The sequence below is a fragment of the Sporosarcina sp. USHLN248 genome, assembly GCF_037144575.1.
Classification (GTDB): Bacteria; Bacillota; Bacilli; order Bacillales_A; family Planococcaceae; genus Sporosarcina; species Sporosarcina contaminans.
Window position 1 is genome coordinate 86,597 of the sequence record NZ_JBBCZC010000006.1, and the last position, 15,780, is coordinate 102,376.

General features: G+C 40.0%; 15 protein-coding genes. 6 read left to right on the forward strand and 9 right to left on the reverse strand.

Annotated elements, in window-relative coordinates; translation table 11 throughout:
* Positions 1-204: 204 nt before the first annotated feature.
* Positions 205-588, reverse strand: coding sequence for a penicillinase repressor BlaI (gene blaI, locus WFH04_RS03950; RefSeq protein ID WP_336822759.1), 384 nt, complete (start codon positions 586-588; stop codon positions 205-207).
* A 51-nt stretch (positions 589-639) separates the two neighbouring features.
* Complete coding sequence (locus WFH04_RS03955; protein WP_336822760.1) at positions 640-2,403, reverse strand: BlaR1 family beta-lactam sensor/signal transducer; 1,764 nt, start codon at positions 2,401-2,403, stop codon at positions 640-642.
* Positions 2,404-2,757: 354 nt separating this feature from the next.
* Here WFH04_RS03955 and bla point away from each other — a divergent pair, with 354 nt between their 5' ends.
* Together bla and WFH04_RS03965 are read left to right on the forward strand one after the other, a co-directional pair.
* Positions 2,758-3,705, forward strand: coding sequence for a class A beta-lactamase (gene bla, locus WFH04_RS03960; protein WP_408020165.1), 948 nt, complete (start codon positions 2,758-2,760; stop codon positions 3,703-3,705).
* Between the two features lie 148 nt (positions 3,706-3,853).
* Positions 3,854-4,621, forward strand: a complete 768-nt coding sequence (locus WFH04_RS03965) for an AAA family ATPase (protein ID WP_336822761.1) — start codon at positions 3,854-3,856, stop codon at positions 4,619-4,621.
* A 370-nt stretch (positions 4,622-4,991) separates the two neighbouring features.
* On the opposite strand, the gene WFH04_RS03970 is transcribed toward WFH04_RS03965, so the two are convergent.
* Positions 4,992-5,441 carry an AraC family transcriptional regulator gene (locus WFH04_RS03970; protein WP_336822762.1) on the reverse strand — a complete coding sequence of 150 codons (450 nt, stop codon included), beginning with the start codon at positions 5,439-5,441 and terminating at the stop codon, positions 4,992-4,994.
* A 305-nt stretch (positions 5,442-5,746) separates the two neighbouring features.
* On the opposite strand from WFH04_RS03970, the gene WFH04_RS03975 reads away from it, so the two are divergent.
* The 3 genes from WFH04_RS03975 (at position 5,747) to WFH04_RS03985 (ending at position 7,416) form a co-directional block, all read left to right on the forward strand.
* Positions 5,747-6,418 (forward strand): Pr6Pr family membrane protein, encoded by a 672-nt coding sequence (locus WFH04_RS03975; protein WP_336822763.1) that lies wholly within the window; start codon positions 5,747-5,749, stop codon positions 6,416-6,418.
* 88 nt (positions 6,419-6,506) lie between these two features.
* Positions 6,507-6,977, forward strand: coding sequence for a site-2 protease family protein (locus WFH04_RS03980; RefSeq protein WP_336822764.1), 471 nt, complete (start codon positions 6,507-6,509; stop codon positions 6,975-6,977).
* Positions 6,978-7,014: 37 nt separating this feature from the next.
* On the forward strand, positions 7,015-7,416 hold the full coding sequence (locus WFH04_RS03985; protein WP_336822765.1) for a hypothetical protein: 402 nt from the start codon (positions 7,015-7,017) through the stop codon (positions 7,414-7,416).
* A gap of 226 nt (positions 7,417-7,642) precedes the next feature.
* Here WFH04_RS03985 and WFH04_RS03990 read toward each other — a convergent pair whose 3' ends face one another.
* From WFH04_RS03990 to selD, 4 genes are all read right to left on the reverse strand, one after another.
* Positions 7,643-7,819: a hypothetical protein gene (locus tag WFH04_RS03990; RefSeq protein ID WP_336822766.1), complete on the reverse strand. Its 177-nt coding sequence runs from the start codon at positions 7,817-7,819 to the stop codon at positions 7,643-7,645.
* A 233-nt stretch (positions 7,820-8,052) separates the two neighbouring features.
* Positions 8,053-8,673: an NUDIX hydrolase gene (locus WFH04_RS03995; RefSeq protein ID WP_336822767.1), complete on the reverse strand. Its 621-nt coding sequence runs from the start codon at positions 8,671-8,673 to the stop codon at positions 8,053-8,055.
* 130 nt (positions 8,674-8,803) lie between these two features.
* A complete protein-coding gene (gene mnmH, locus WFH04_RS04000; RefSeq protein WP_336822768.1) occupies positions 8,804-9,850 on the reverse strand; it encodes a tRNA 2-selenouridine(34) synthase MnmH in 1,047 nt (348 codons plus the stop codon).
* 24 nt (positions 9,851-9,874) lie between these two features.
* Positions 9,875-10,924, reverse strand: a complete 1,050-nt coding sequence (gene selD / locus WFH04_RS04005; protein ID WP_336822777.1) for a selenide, water dikinase SelD — start codon at positions 10,922-10,924, stop codon at positions 9,875-9,877.
* A gap of 582 nt (positions 10,925-11,506) precedes the next feature.
* Here selD and WFH04_RS04010 point away from each other — a divergent pair.
* The gene (locus WFH04_RS04010) at positions 11,507-13,150 is read left to right on the forward strand and encodes a midas domain-containing protein (RefSeq protein WP_336822769.1); all 1,644 of its coding nucleotides are present in this window, start codon (positions 11,507-11,509) and stop codon (positions 13,148-13,150) included.
* 180 nt (positions 13,151-13,330) lie between these two features.
* Here the strand turns inward: WFH04_RS04010 and WFH04_RS04015 are convergent, their stop codons facing one another.
* Entirely contained in the window at positions 13,331-13,735 is a 405-nt protein-coding gene (locus WFH04_RS04015) for a DUF1259 domain-containing protein (protein ID WP_336822770.1), read from the reverse strand.
* A gap of 131 nt (positions 13,736-13,866) precedes the next feature.
* The gene (locus WFH04_RS04020) at positions 13,867-15,012 is read right to left on the reverse strand and encodes a VanZ family protein (RefSeq protein WP_336822771.1); all 1,146 of its coding nucleotides are present in this window, start codon (positions 15,010-15,012) and stop codon (positions 13,867-13,869) included.
* Positions 15,013-15,780: the final 768 nt, after the last annotated feature.

Sequence of the window (15,780 nt, forward strand, 5' to 3'; positions counted from 1 at the left end):
TCCAACAAGGATGTACATCAAGCAAGCTTTCAAATTATCAACAAAAAAGTTATAACCAACACGATGCAAAAGATTAGAGCAACCGTTCTCAAATTACAATGGGATTGTAATGGCCTTACAAAAAGCTGGTCCGTACTCTTTGCTCTCCTTCTATTACTCACCTTTATAATCACCCTGTCCTAATCTTTTACTGTGTCGACAACTTCACTTTTTGTTAGGCTTTTCATTCAAAATGGAACGCAATTCTTGAATCTCTTCTTCTGACAAGGAATCATCCTCTACAAACTGAACTAACATCGATTTTAACGTTCCGCCGTAAATTCGTTTAACAAAAGAACGTGCCTCGGCGCGTTGACATTCATCTTGCGAATAAAGCGGAAAAAAAGTATAGACCCTTTGATCTTTATTGACACCAATCACTTTTTTGTGAACGAGACGATCCAAAAGGGTGCGTACAGTTTTCGGCTTCCAATCGGTCCGCTCCTGCAAAGAGGTAATAACGTCATTGGCCGTTATCGGAGCCTTGTCCCACAGAACATTCATTACTTCCCATTCTGATTCTGAAATATTCGGGATCTCCTTCGTCAACTTTATACCCCTCCTTCTGTCGGCTGACGTTCAAACCGCTTCATTGTAACCTTAATAAATTCCTTTATCTTTCAAAATGGATAACGTAATTTCCGCTGCCTTGCTTCCTAAACTATTATCGTCATTTTGTATAGTTGTTGCAAAGAAATACGTATTGTCCCTATCCTCCACATATCCAATGAACCAACCGTTACTATTTTTGCCATTCACATTACCCGTGCCTGTCTTACCGGAAAGGCGGTAGCCATCATCTTCCTCTACTATAAGGGAATTTTTAACGGTTTGGATATTGCTGTCCCCGAAACCAAATTGATTTGTAAAAAACGCCACTAGCAATTGTACTTGCTCAACTGGAGAAATTTTCAATGAAGATTCCAGCCAAAAGTCCGACCCACCGGAAAGATCCTTATTTCCGTAATCCATCTGTTGTAAGTAAGCTTGGATCGTTTCACGCGGGATTCTTTCGCTTAATTCCTGGAAATACCAAGATACTGAATGACGCATTGCAGATGATAAGTTTTGATCCCTATTCCAAGATTCATAAGGATAGTTCTTTCCATTCCACTTCATTGTTGAATGGTCACTCGTAATGACATCTGACTCCAATCCTATTAAGGCGCTATAGATCTTGTAAGTAGAATCTGGAGAAACTCGTAGCGTGCTTTTATCCTCATTATAAATTCGATATTGATCAGCTTGCATATCGTAAAATACAAAGCTTCCATCAAACTCATCAAAATAAGCGCTTAAATCTTCATATACCGTGTTTTTACTAGTAAAATTGTAATGATCTTCAGTAGTTGCCATTGCAGAAATAAACGGAATCTGACTTGCAACCAATACCCCTATTAGTGTAAAGATTGTAATACTCTTCAGTTTCATCCATTTCGACTCCGTTGTAAAAGAGGCAATTTTTTCAATCCGTTTTTTCATTTGCTTCTTTGGTCCATTAAATTGATTAGCCAAAGCAAAATCTTTTGATTGTGAAGATATGACTGCAAAATTAATAATTGCATTTCCATACTCTGCGTGACATTGCTCATCTAATGAGTTCAAAACAGCTATATCACAAGCTATTTCACGGTCTAATCTCATTTTCTGAAATGCAATCCATACGAGAGGATGAAACCAATATAAAATTTGGAAAATGACCATGACGTAATTTGTCACGATATCTTTGTATTTATAGTGATGCAACTCATGCATAAAAATGTATTCAATATCTTTCATAGACATCCGTTCGTCCAGATGTACAGGGAGCACAACATATGTCCTCAATAGACCGAATGTCATTGGAGATTTGACAAGTGATGATTCCCCTACAATTAAAGGTTTTGAAATATGCAAATGGCGCTTGCATCGCTCGAATAATTGGAGAAGGTCCTTATTGCTCAAGACGGTTGTCGTCCTTTGGATTTTCCTTAATTTCACTGCCGCATGAAGGAATAGGAGAGCCACAACGACCATTCCTGCAATCCAAACACTTGCTACACCGACATTTAAAAATTTCAGATTTAAATGATTGACAGGTATTATAAAATCTTGCATATCGTTTGCGCTAATTGAATGATTACCTGTTGCAGTGCTCATAGAGGCGTCACCGCTTTTATTGCTTTGATGAAAATGAAATTGATTTTCAATATGAAATAACTGCTTCGGTATAAATGGAAGCGTCAAGGCGATGAATAATAAAAACCATAAATTGTATTGCCATTTTGCTGAAAGCTGCTTAGAGAATAATTTCCTGCAAATCAAAATGACAGTGATCGTAATAGTCGATACAACAAAACCTGCAATAATATTGGTGAGAGCCATACTCCTTAACCTCCGTTTTCTGAAGTATCACGGTGGACTTTACATTCCTCTATTTAGAAAATTCAACGACGTTTCCTATGATTTTTTACATAGAATTGACTCTATTTATTAGTATTCGAAGTTTAACACTTCAATATTGTTTTATCAATTCATCAATCAATTGTACTGAGTTTTATAATCTTTCCCTATCTACATGAGTGAGAAATTATTTTTGTTTTAAAGATTGACATTCATTGATTACAATTGTAATATCAGACTACAGTTGTAGTCAACTGGCGAAAGGAGGGAACTTGTAGGTTAGCTGCACCTGTACTTTGAAATTGATAATCAATAGATCAACAAGAGAAAGAGGGAATGAATGTGATCAAGACATACAGCAAAAAATTCAGCATACAGCATTTCACATTACTTATGTTACTCGTAGCAGCGCTTACACTTACTGCTTGCGCAAATAAAGACAAGCCGACTAGTGATTCGTCCAAAGAGGAGAAAGAAGTAGGACAAACCGTGAATACAGATGAAAAGTTTAGCCAACTCGAGAAGGAGTTTGACGCTCGAATCGGAGTTTATGCAATTGACACTGGCTCGAATGAAACAATTGAATATAAACCAGAAGAGCGTTTCGCTTTTGCCTCTACTTACAAAGCTTTAGCCGCAGCGATCTTGCTGCAGCAAAACTCTTTGGAAAAGCTTCAGGAAGTGATACCTTTCAATGAGGAGGATTTAGTGACGTATTCTCCGGTTACAGAGAAATATGTCGACACAGGGATGACGCTTTTGGAAATAAGTGAGGCTGCGGTGCGGTTCAGTGATAACACCGCGGGAAACCTTTTATTTGAAGCAATAGGAGGCCCTGAAGGATTTGAACAAGCCTTGAGAGAAATCGGAGATAAAATGACGGAGGCAGATCGCTTAGAACCGGATCTAAATAACTTCACTCCGGAAGATACTCGTGACACGAGCACACCGAAAGCCCTTGCCAACAGTCTTCAAGCGTTCGCAGTAAGCGACTTGCTAACCGAAGAGAAACGGGAATTGTTCACGGATTGGCTAAAAGGCAATGCTACGGGAGATTCACTCATTCGTGCAGGCGCACCTGAAGGCTGGGAAGTCGGTGACAAGAGCGGAGCCGGAGCATATGGAACAAGGAATGACATTGCCGTTGTATGGCCGCCTGACAGGGAACCAATTGTCATTGCGATTTTGTCTCGACATGACACGGAAGATGCAGAATATGACGATGCGCTCATCTCAAAGGCTGCTGAAATTGCACTGAACGCTCTACAGGAAGTTGAAGACTAATTCATTTCGTCTTAAAAAAGGTAAAGTGTTTTCATCGACACTTTGCCTTTTTCTTTTGTTAGCAATTAATTAGGGAACCTAAATAGCTGCAAACCGTACATTAACTATACGAAGAAGTAAAAAACGTAATATTTTAGGAGTGATTCCATTGACACTTTTAAATACAAACTCCCAATACATACGAGCCATACGACTAAAGCAAGAACAGCTGCCGCATGGCGTATTTCCGTTTACTCTTCCCTTCATTCAAAATATGCATGAATTGGAATTTCATCCGAATATCACATATGTGATTGGTGAAAACGGAATGGGCAAGTCGACATTGCTTGAAGCGATTGCCATCGCATATGGGTTTAATCCGGAAGGTGGAACCTTGAATTTCAATTTCTCAAATTTTGATTCCCACTCAATATTGGACGATTATATCCGACTTGTGAAAGGGGCAGAACGGGCGCGGGATCATTTTTTCTTCCGGGCGGAGACATTTTACAATGTGGCAACGAATATCGAGCAGCTTGACGAAGAGCCCGGCTACGGTCGGCGGGTCATAGATGCTTTTGGGGGCGTGTCCCTTCACGAACAATCGCATGGCGAATCTTTTTTCGCTGTATTCCGCGAACGGTTCAGAGGAAATGGGTTATACATTTTGGATGAACCTGAAGCCGCACTGTCTCCGCTCCGGCAAATCTCATTGCTATCTCGGATTAACGAACTCGTCACAGAAGGATCTCAGTTCATCATTTCAACCCATTCACCGATCATCATGGCCCACCCGCTCTCAAAAATCATTCTAATTACCGAAGACGGGATGCAGGAAACAACTTTGGAAGAGACAGAGCATTATGCCATTATGAAACAGTTTTTCGATGATCGCGACCGACTGTTGCATCATTTATTCCAGAGCGACGAACATTGAAGAAATACCGTGAAAGGGGGTAAACTGCCTTGCTAATTGAGGTATCGGATTTTAAGGTGGAAAAGGGCTTATCTATCACCCTTCTCCAACTTAATAGTATTAAAGCCAACACAAAAGTTGACTGTAATGCACAATTGTTCGTCTGCAGCTCAATTGCTACTCGCTTTAAACGAATGGGCAAATCCATAGTTGGTTGCTTTCTTGATTATGTTTTGTAAAACAACGTTCAGGTGGCTCGATTGCTTAACACTCTACACATATATCGGTGTCATTTTCTTGTAGTGCTTCATTTAAAGTTAGATCTGGAAAACATAGTGGACCTGTCATGTTGTGCATCCTTTAGACAGAAGGTGGGAAATAGCCCTGCTCGTTACTGTATAGGAACTAATATTTCACACAAATGATTATGAATCATTTGTGAAGTATATCTTTCGATAATTGGTTGTTCTCTTATTGAAAGATTGTTTCTTTCGATCTCTGAAAAAATATTGCCCCAAAATTCACTCACTGCCTCTTTTGTATGGTCAAGTAAGAAAACAGCATACTTCCCACCAGAAAACTCACCAACATGAGCTGGTTTTTCCACATTACAATCATTATTTATAACAACGCATACATCATAACGACATTCTTCTTTAGGAGTAATCTCTGGGTTATCTTGCGGGATACCTAAAATTGTAGAATGATCAAATACACCATTCGATTTTAACCACTTCTTAAAACTCTCCATTAATTCCTTATTTTCCTTTTCACCATACTCCCCAACATTTCGGAAATAAGCAACCCTTGATTTAGGTAATTCTTCAATAGTTAATTTCATATTTTAATCCTCCTTTCTTAGATAAGGTAATTCGATATAAAATGTTTTTCAAGTTCTTTTTTTAAAAAAATTGAATTTAGTTTCGGTTTGAATAATCCAATATTCCATTACATATTCCGAAGACGCCAATTTATTGAACATATTGTGATTCATAAACAATTGCTCGTACAGTTGTTACTCCACTTTTCAGAATACAATTGAAACCTTTCATACGATAAAACGTAATACAATTAATGATACTTTATACGAGGATAGAGCTGTGAAGGATTTGTACATAAAATTTCACTTCTATGGAGAGATGAATTATGTATAACGTATTGTCCAATAAAAAATTTATAAATACGAAAACTCTGTTTCATGCTTTCATTGCTGCAACAGGATTAGTTAGTGTACCTTTACATATACTCTTCTCTCCCGACCCGATTGTATCGATTACGAAGTTCACGATTCATTCCAACATAATTGTAGCTTTACTATTTACAGTAAGTACCTTTATTCTTTTGCTAAAGAATAAAGAAAGCCGTCTGTTGAATTTATTGAAACATGCTTCACTTCTATATATGATGGTCGTTTTGTTATCTTATCACTTCCTCCTATCAAGCGGCGGGGAATATAGCGGAATTAGAGTCATTACAAACTTCACACTACACTACTTAATTCCAATACTCGTCCTATTAAATTGGATTATTTTTGAAGAGAAAAAGTGGCAAAATTATACTTCTATCTTGTATTCGTTAATTTTCCCAGTTCTTTATTGCCTTACTTCTTTAATGAGAGGACTGTATGATGGCTTTTACCCATATTTTTTTCTGAATCCGAATGAGCATATCCCTGTCGGAGTTGGAAGTTATGGAAATGTCGTTCTATTTATTATAGGTTTTACATTTGTATTTATTATACTTAGCTTTCTAATTACCTCGATAGATCGAGGTATTTTCAAATATAAAAATAGGATTTCTTACAAAGTGAAAATATAAAGGGTTAAGCGGAGCAAGCAGAATTATACAATCAAAGACTTTCATTTCCTTATCGGGAACACTGTAAATAGTGAAAGGGGTGTTTCGATTGTTCGAAACGATCGTAGGATATGGCGTTGCGATTTTTATTTTCCAACCTTTAAGTGTTCTGATCCATGAAAGCGGGCATGCCTTCTTTATTAAGCTGTTTGGTGGAAAGGTACATAAATTGGAAATTGGTATAGGGGATCCTCTATTTTCTATCGGTCTTGTACAAGTGAACAAACAATTTTTCATTATGGGCATGTGTAGAGGGGATAGTAATGTAAATCAAAACGAAAAAATCAAATTATCATTGATCGCTTTAGGCGGCGTCATTTTCAATTTGATTTCGATATTCCTCTTAATTTTAATTAAAGTTAATACGAAACATCACCATTTCCTCGATGGCTATTTTTTCGGCTTTACAAGTATATTAATACTTTCCGCGCTCGTTCCTGTAACGTATTTTACTGGATACAAAAGTGATGGCCGGGTTTTAATGGATATATGGAAAAAGCGAAAAAGCGAGATAGGATAGGGAAAATTGGCAACCGATAGGAAGGAGTATGAGGCAGATGTTTAAAACAATTATTTTGCTCATCTTTATAGGGCTACTATATGTATTACTAAAACAAGATAGGAAAAGTGTCAAATATGCCTTTCTTATCTATTTTTCATTGCTCTCAATCGTTTTTCTGAGCGGTCTTCATCATATTATATCAACGTATCAGTTGTATGATCATCCAGCAGTTGGCGGGTTTGAAAAGCTGTTTTCCTATGTAAATCTATTCCGATATTTGTATTTAATCCCGCTCTTTATTTTAATTGCATACAAATTAATAACATTTACGCTCAAATCATTCAATAGTCTTCGAGCTAAAATTGCTATGTCACTGTTATGGATCGTTGTGCTATTAGGCGCTATGTATGTATCATCCTTCCTATTTATTTTACTTTTTTATGGATTTGCGCCTTAAATATTTGTTCGACAACTGTTCTGATTAAACAGAAATAAGGAGGCGGATTCTTAGTTGATTGGAGTGGAAGCCGGCGACTCCTTGGGGATTAGCGTGACAGGTGAGACCCCGCAGGAGAGCGAAGCGGACCGAGGAGGCTCACCGCACGCCCCCAGGAAAGCGTCCTGCTGGAACGCAAATCAACGGGTGTTAATGCTTTTCCAGATTCCCCGAATTTCCGAATCCTTCACAACTCTTGATAATCTTTCATGAACCTGCCGCTTTCTTTCACTTCGGCGTGATATAACGCCTTCAATGCAAAGCTCTTTTCCAATTCATGCTCCTTCATAATTTGCTTGAGCCGTTTCGTCAATTCTGCGTTGTTTTTCACAAGCTGTTCCATTTTCGACTTTGAATATTGCATGTCTCCCCCTCCTTTCATAATGAATTTTCAGGACTCCCTTTCCTTCTTGAAATCGATCCTACCTAATTTCCTCACCCAGTCCTCTGCCAAAAGGAAACGCATGAGTCGACTGTGTATTTACCCAGCATCTTCATTTCAGTCACTATAGTTCATTCGCTAACTTATGATTGACCGATTACCTTCTCGATTTCAATTCAGGGCACTCGTCTTTATTCATCCGAATGTCTCTTTCCTTACGCACGAATCACTCCGATAAAATGCTTTAAAATCCTTGCTGTCATCCCCCATATCGTATAGTTTTCATATTCAAAAAACCACTCTTCGATCGAACGGGCTCGCCACTTATAGTTGGTGCCATTTTGGATTTTATCATATGGGAAGTCCGGTGTTGGAGAGAGGCTCATATGAACTTTATGCATATAGGGTTCGTGTCCTAACAGCCACTTTAAGGGCACAGTGAATACTTCTGCGACTTCGTCTTGATTATAGGAACGAACGATTTCCTTATAATTCACAATGCCGACGAATGGATAAACGACAAATGATGGGGATGCGATGTACGGACTTAACGAACCCAACACTTCCACCCGATCAGGGCTTACGCCAAGCTCCTCATGCGTCTCTCGCAAGGCTGCGAAAAGAGGTGATTTGTCTTCGGGATCAATTCGGCCGCCCGGAAAACAAACATCCCCAGGCTGCGTTCTCATCGTTGAAGCACGGATTTCAAACAGCACATGCCATTCCTCATCCACCTCGACTAACGGAATTAGAACAGCTGAACGAAAAGCATTTGCTTCACCGATGAATAACTCTCCATTCTTCAACAACTGTTCTTTCCACTTTTCCTTATCCATGAAATCACCACGCTTCCTACTGACATTTACTCCTTCCTATTATACCAATGTCGGAAAGAGAGTAAAAAGGGTGATCAATACAGCTTCATTCGTAGTTGGCGAATAATGCATGCACCTAACACTTTTATTTTCAGTATTTGCTTTGAGCGATTGCCGGGAGTACGACATCACAAATTTTATCGATCGCTTCTTCCGTCGTGTTCGCATGAATGTCGATGTGTCGCTCGGGATTTCTGAATGCAGAATGCTTATATCTTGGGTCATAATAATGAAGGAGGAGCAATTCTGCAACAGCGTCGAATTCTTGCTTTTCCATATGTTCCTCAATTGCAAGGGACATTGCCGGTGTTAATCTTTTTTTGATCAACTGAAATGCCTCGAGGAACAGGTCTGGATATTTGTGAGGCTCGTAGTCGCGAACAAGATTCGCTACACGCTCCTCAATCGGCAAATGAAGTATAATCTGCTTTCCAGCTTCCTTTTTATCAAACAGTAAAGAAGGGATAACCACTTTGCCGATCCGTTTGCTCTCTCCTTCAATAAAGATAAATGGTTCAGTTTTCAGCTTGTCCATTTCTTCAACAAGTTGCGATTCAAATTGCTTTTGGCTGTTCGGCTTCAATCCAATCTGCCCGAAGATGGATCCGCGGTGACCTGCCAATTGTTCCAAATCGATTACGGGATGTCCCATTTCTTTCAGCTTTCGCAAAATGGTTGTCTTGCCGGAGCCTGTATAGCCATTTAAAACAATAAATTGAGGACCAAATTCCTGCTCTTCAAGCTGTTTTACAACCCATTGGCGATAGGAACGGATGCCGCCTGTCAGCCGGGTCGTTTCGATGCCCATTAGTTCAAGTACCGTTGCTGCTGTCTTGCTTCGCATGCCACCGCGCCAGCAATACACAGTGAATGGCCTTTCGATGGCCTTGAATTCGTTAATGAACGATGGCAGCTTACGCGAAAACAATTCCAAGCCACGCTCTTTCGCGGCTTCCGGGCTCACTTGTTTGTATAGCGTACCAATTTCAGCGCGTTCTTCATTATTGAAAACGGGTATATTCAAACTGTTAGGTATCGCCGATTCCTCAAATTCTTTTGGAGAACGGACGTCAACCGCAATATGCTGCCCGCTGCGAATCCGCTCCAACAATTCCTCCAATGCTATTTCTTGTACCATCCGATCACCTTCCGAACTTGCAGTTTATATGACGTGGATCCTCTTTTCATCCGCTTGTGTGACACTTCCGATCTGGCGCGCATCAATGCCTCGATCCTGCATTTTGTTAAGGAGCGATTCCGCTTCAGCCTCGCTCACCGCAATTAACAAACCTCCCGAAGTGACTGCATCACAGAGGATCAACCGGCTGATCTCATCCATTCCTTCCATGAAGGCAACATCATCTTCAACATGCTTATAGTTATTTTTCGTGCCGCCCGGAATTCTTCCGGCATTCGCCAATTCACGTGTTCTTTGAAGGATAGGTACTCGTTCCGCCTCGATTCGAATACTTACATCGCTCGCTTTCGCCATTTCTGTCGCATGGCCTAATAACCCAAATCCCGTCACGTCTGTTACGGCATGGACATCGAAGTCTGCCATTACTTCAGCTGCGTTTTTATTGAGCGTTGCCATGATTGCGGTCACTTCCTGAATCTCCTCTTTCGACAGTTCTCCATGCTTCAAAGAAGTTGTGTAGATGCCGACACCGATCGGCTTCGTCAATAAAAGTACGTCTCCCGGCCTTGCACCGGCATTCGTCCGTACCTTTTCAGGATGTACAGTTCCCGTGACGGATAGTCCAAATTTCGGTTCTGGATCATCAATCGAATGACCGCCAATTAATGCAACACCTGCTTCTTTCAACTTATCGGCTGCCCCGCGCAAAATTTCGGACAATATTTCTTTGTCTAATTTATGAATGGGAAATGCCACAATATTAAGGGCAGTCAGCGGTTGGCCCCCCATTGCATATACATCGCTAATCGCGTTCGCTGCAGCTATTTGTCCAAAATCATAAGGTTCATCGACAATCGGCGTAAAAAAATCGAGCGTCTGTACAATGGCAAGTTCGTCCGTCAAACGGTAGACTCCTGCATCATCACTCGTCTCAGGACCGACAAGCAAATTGTCGTCATGTACGGCCGCAGGAAGTTTTTTCAGCACTTGACTAAGATCAGCTGGCCCAATTTTACATCCGCATCCCCCTTTCGTTGTCAATGAAGTAAGCTTTACAGTTTGAGAGCTTTCCATTTCATTTCCTTCTTTCCGTTGAATTTCTTTATATTTTATCATAGTGAATCTTGCCCAGCGTTGAATTTGAATTGGCCCCACTTGCAGCACATGCTTAACAAATACATTAAATGCCCCCAAAAAGACATCTATTATGTAAGATCTTCATCTGAATGTAATATTTAGAAATATTTTTCCATAGATCGTTTCGACCAATCCATAACCATGTCAAAAAAGGCTTACGCCTTATATGCGTTCTATGTTTTAAATTGATATTCGTATGGAATAATTTGGGTTTATACGTGCAAAATTATTAAATCCTATCCTTTTTTTAGTCTTCTATAGTATTACAAAGGTTAATATTTCCATGAATACTTGTTAGTTGGATGTAACACTGCTGTTATTTTCTTTTGTTATTGTAAGTAGCATGCAGATGGAGCACTGCCCACTATTCTAATGGAGATTTCAATACGGATAGTGAAAACCGGCTCCAATTTTCAGCTTGCGAAGGAGGCGGATGTACATAACGACAAAAAAATAGTATGTATGTAATTCATTTAGAAATCGGGTTAAAAAAACGTTAAAAAAGGAGTTTGATTATTCTTGGTTAAAGAAACGCATTCAAAAGGAAAAAACACGAAGAAGATTTTACCGTTTGTTATGTCTACCTCAATGATTACTGCTGCCATTTTCGGTGCAAGCGGTTCGGCTTTAGCTGCAAATAATAATGAAGACACAACATTCGCTAATCACGGTGCAGAAGTTTCCTCTTACGCAACAAGCATTAAAGGCTCACCTGAAAAAGGAAAATTAATGCGGACGATTGCAAATAAAAATGCGCTATCTTCAGTACCAAATGAAGAAGAATCAGAAAACCCCGCTCATGACGAAGATGCAACGACTGATGCTCGTGCTGATGTAGTAGAAAACGAAGATGCAACTACTGATGAACCTGCTGACGAGGTAGATGAGGCGGACGAAGACGGTATAACTGATGAACCCGCTGATGTAGAAGAAAACGAAGATAACCCTGTCGAGGAAGATGCAACGACAGATGTACCTGTCGGTGAAGAAGGTGAGGCGGACGAAGACGAAATTACTGATGAACCCGCTGATGTAGTGGAAAGCGAAGACACCCCTGTTGAAGAAGATGCAACGACAGATGTACCTTCCGGTGAAGAAGGTGAAGCGGACGAAGACGAAATTACTGATGAACCCGCTGATGTAGTGGAAAATGATGACACACCTGTCGAGGAAGATGCAACGACAGATGTACCTGCCGGTGAAGAAGGTGAAGCGGACGAAGACGAAATTACTGACGAGCCCGCTGATGTAGTGGAAAGCGAAGACACCCCTGTTGAAGAAGATGCAACGACAGATGAACCTACCGACGTGGAAGGTGAGGCGGACCAAGACGAAACTACTGACGAGCCCGCTGAAGTAGTGGAAAATGATGACATACCTGTCGAGGAAGATGCAACGACAGATGTACCTGCCGACGAGGTAGTTGACGCGGACGAAGAACAAGCGACAGATTTGCCAACTGGTGAAGAAGAAACGGTCAATGATGATGCACCCGTTGATGAGCAAACTGAAGATGACGAGGCAGCAAATGAATCTGATGAAACAGAAAAGCCAGCCGACGAGAATATCAATGAAGATACAACGTCAACTGACCAATCAACCAATTCTATTCTATCAGATGAACAAGTTAATGAATATAAATCAATCTTACAAAATTATGTTAGTTTAATTGATTATTATAATCTGTTAATCCAAGATCACCTCGGCATTGCTTTACCGGTGGAAGATCAAGAAAATGTACCAGCAGACAATGAGAATACAACAGAAAATCCTATTAATGAAGAGGAAGAGTCAGATACTACTGCTGACAATGAAGAGGTCGCTGATACTCCCGCTGAGGAAGAAGGAGCAGACACTACTGACGACAATGTAGTTGAGGTTGATTCCCCTGCTGAAGAAGTAGCAACAGACGATATTGACAGCAATGAAGCAGAGGCGGATTCCCCTGCCGGTGAGGATGAGGAAGCGGACGTACCTGCTAACGAAGAAGAGGTTGCCGAAATCCCAGTTGATGAAGAGAATGCAACAGAGGCAGATGATGAAAAGGCTACTGACAATCATCCGACAGAAGCTGCACAAACGACCGTTTGGGACAAGTTGGTCGACTATTATCAAAAAGTGGCAACAGCATACAGTTCTTTATTTAGTTCACTAAAAAAATAACAACAATACAATTGAATATGAATATATAACAGGGATCGATGTACAGATGCCTGCCTAAACCGTATATTTTGCGGTTCATCATTCTGATTTACGTTTGATAATCAAGTGAGCCCTTGAAACCTTACGATACGTTTTCAAGGGCTCCCTACATTTGGCTGACAAACTAACATTCATTTTGCCCTATCCCGAAACTGGATATCTTAAAAAGCTAAAGGAATAGGCCATCTTTCTTGCAAAATCGAGCGGCGGTTCAATGGACTGGATATGGATATACATAATCGTCGGGGTCGTATATAGCCAATGGTTATGCAATGCGCTAATGATTAAACCTTGTTGTGTCAAAGCTTGCATGAATGCGGGAACTTCTTCCTGTAAAACTGCGATTTCCGCCAAATTCAACGCCATTCCATTTTGATCGAGTGATTCAAACAAAACTCCAGCAGGCATGACAGACGTGCTCGGTTTTCCTTGTACCGTCGCTTTGAAAGTCCTATTCAAAGAGACCGTACATACACCTTTTTCCATTTTGCTATTTCCATGCAGTATTTCTCCAAATTGCTTACAGATCGTATCGACATGAGCCAAACTATTTGATTCCCCTTTTTCTTCATATTCCTTTATCCTACGAAATATCCTATGAATTCATTACGACTTGACGTAATTAGTTCGGGATTCCATTGCTCAATGATCAATGGACTTTGTTAGATAGCTCTCATTTACTCCCTCCACGGCACGATATCCGCTACATCGTCAAAGTAGAAAGGCCGCTTCCCTTTTTTAAGTAAAATGAACAAGACGTGGACAATCAATACCGCCCACATAACGATAAGAAACGCAAGTATGCCTACAGTAATCCAAACTTGATACACATAAAAGCTTGAATCTATATCCAATTCAATATCCGTAAAGATTTTTAAAAACGACGTTACCGTCAAAGGCAAATAGAGAGCAATTGCCCTTTTAAGCAATGACCATCTCGACGGTTCGCCTCCATCAAAATTACGAAGTTGAAATTGTAAAATATGCGTTCCAATTGTTTTGCCTTTCCATACGGCAGGAACTACAAAAAAGAGAATCCAAAAGAGGACCGTTGTATAGATGAATTCAACTAATCCGCTCGTTGTAACGAATCCACCGATAAGTTTCCAACTCATCTTAATCAATACGTAATCTATGAATACAGCCAATAACTGGGACAAAGGGGGAACGAGACGATACCCCCGCAGTTTTTCTCCTTTTTCGATCAAGCTTTTCCGTGATGGAAATAATGTTAGGATAACAGGGGCAACAAGGAATCCGAACAAAGCACCCGTACTATTTAAAATGAGATCATCTACATCAAATATCCGATATGGACAATTATAAATTCCGTAAATACCCGTTATTTGTGTAATTTCATAAAAAAGAGACAGCGCAAATCCAAAACTTAGAGCCCTTTTCCAATACCTTTTGTGATTGAAAAAATATCTAAGATACACACCGAAGGGCAGCAATAATATAAAATTGAACAATGCCTGCAAAAAAGCCCCTTGCTTCAATAAGCTTACATATGTCGCAGGCTGTGACCAAACAACCGAACTGCTCTTGATAATATCCCGGATAAAGCTGAATGGGATTAAAGAGTAATGCACCGTATCCGGCGACTGCATAGAACAAGTATCCCGAGTATTCGGAAGTGGCAATAAAACTAAAAACAAAGCCGCCAACATATAATAAATAAAGGAGTAAGCCACAATGGAAGCCCATAGACTGATTCGACCATATTTTCGATAACTGTAAATGAGCCAAGGAATAATTAGTAAAAAGCCAAATAAAATAAACATGATGAATGCAATTTTTATGGGAAACAAATAGATGCTCAAATTGCTACCACTCCCTAAAGACAATTCCTTTTCTTGTACAGCTTCTTTACACGTTTACTTCATCTCCCAAACCCGGTGATAATTCGTTATTGGGTTTAAACCTGCCATTGCTAAACCACTGGAGGAGCAACCAACGATGTTACATTGGGAGCGACTGAAAAGAAGTTCATTCAATCAAAATTGAGCGAATGAACTCCTTTTAATGACAGTCCTTATTCTATCCTCTTAAAAGAGCAAAATACGCTTTCGCTTTTTCAATTAGAAAAGCGAGCAGGCTCTTATATTTAATCCAGGATACGTATTTTCATTGAGAGATTGCTCTGCCTCCTCAAGTGCCATTTTCAAAAAAAACTTTATCCATTTCAGTAATCATAATGATCCACTCCTTTTATCATATAGCTTCTGAATATCTTTCCGTAATTCCTGCGTAATGGTTCACAACTAAATGTTCATATGGGTTTGCTTTATTCATGTAGGGGTGCGGAGCAATTACATCGTGTTGCGAGGATTCTACGTTGCGTTGCGGGCAATTGCAATTTACATTGTGATGCGAAGCAGTTTCGTAAGGTTGCGAAGGCTATATTGTGTTGGGAACTATTTAATTTCAATGCATTACATTTCATACTGCGCCAAAAAAAAAAACAGACCCCCAGTAAAGGCACTGCCTGTCGTTTTTGAGACAATAATAAAACACCTTCTAAGCAGCCTTTAGTCGGTATTCAACCGGCGATTGGCTGTTTAGTTTCGCTTGAATTCGGATATTGTTAT

Bases quoted from the DNA above. Each gene is read 5' to 3' on its own strand.
- bla (WP_408020165.1), top strand. From the start codon at position 2,758: ATGAATGTGATCAAGACATACAGCAAAAAATTCAGCATACAGCATTTC.
- WFH04_RS03990 (WP_336822766.1), bottom strand. From the start codon at position 7,819: ATGCAATATTCAAAGTCGAAAATGGAACAGCTTGTGAAAAACAACGCA.
- WFH04_RS03970 (WP_336822762.1), bottom strand. From the start codon at position 5,441: ATGAAATTAACTATTGAAGAATTACCTAAATCAAGGGTTGCTTATTTC.
- WFH04_RS03975 (WP_336822763.1), top strand. From the start codon at position 5,747: ATGTATAACGTATTGTCCAATAAAAAATTTATAAATACGAAAACTCTG.
- WFH04_RS03995 (WP_336822767.1), bottom strand. From the start codon at position 8,673: ATGGATAAGGAAAAGTGGAAAGAACAGTTGTTGAAGAATGGAGAGTTA.
- mnmH (WP_336822768.1), bottom strand. From the start codon at position 9,850: ATGGTACAAGAAATAGCATTGGAGGAATTGTTGGAGCGGATTCGCAGC.
- WFH04_RS03985 (WP_336822765.1), top strand. From the start codon at position 7,015: ATGTTTAAAACAATTATTTTGCTCATCTTTATAGGGCTACTATATGTA.
- WFH04_RS03955 (WP_336822760.1), bottom strand. From the start codon at position 2,403: ATGGCTCTCACCAATATTATTGCAGGTTTTGTTGTATCGACTATTACG.
- selD (WP_336822777.1), bottom strand. From the start codon at position 10,924: ATGGAAAGCTCTCAAACTGTAAAGCTTACTTCATTGACAACGAAAGGG.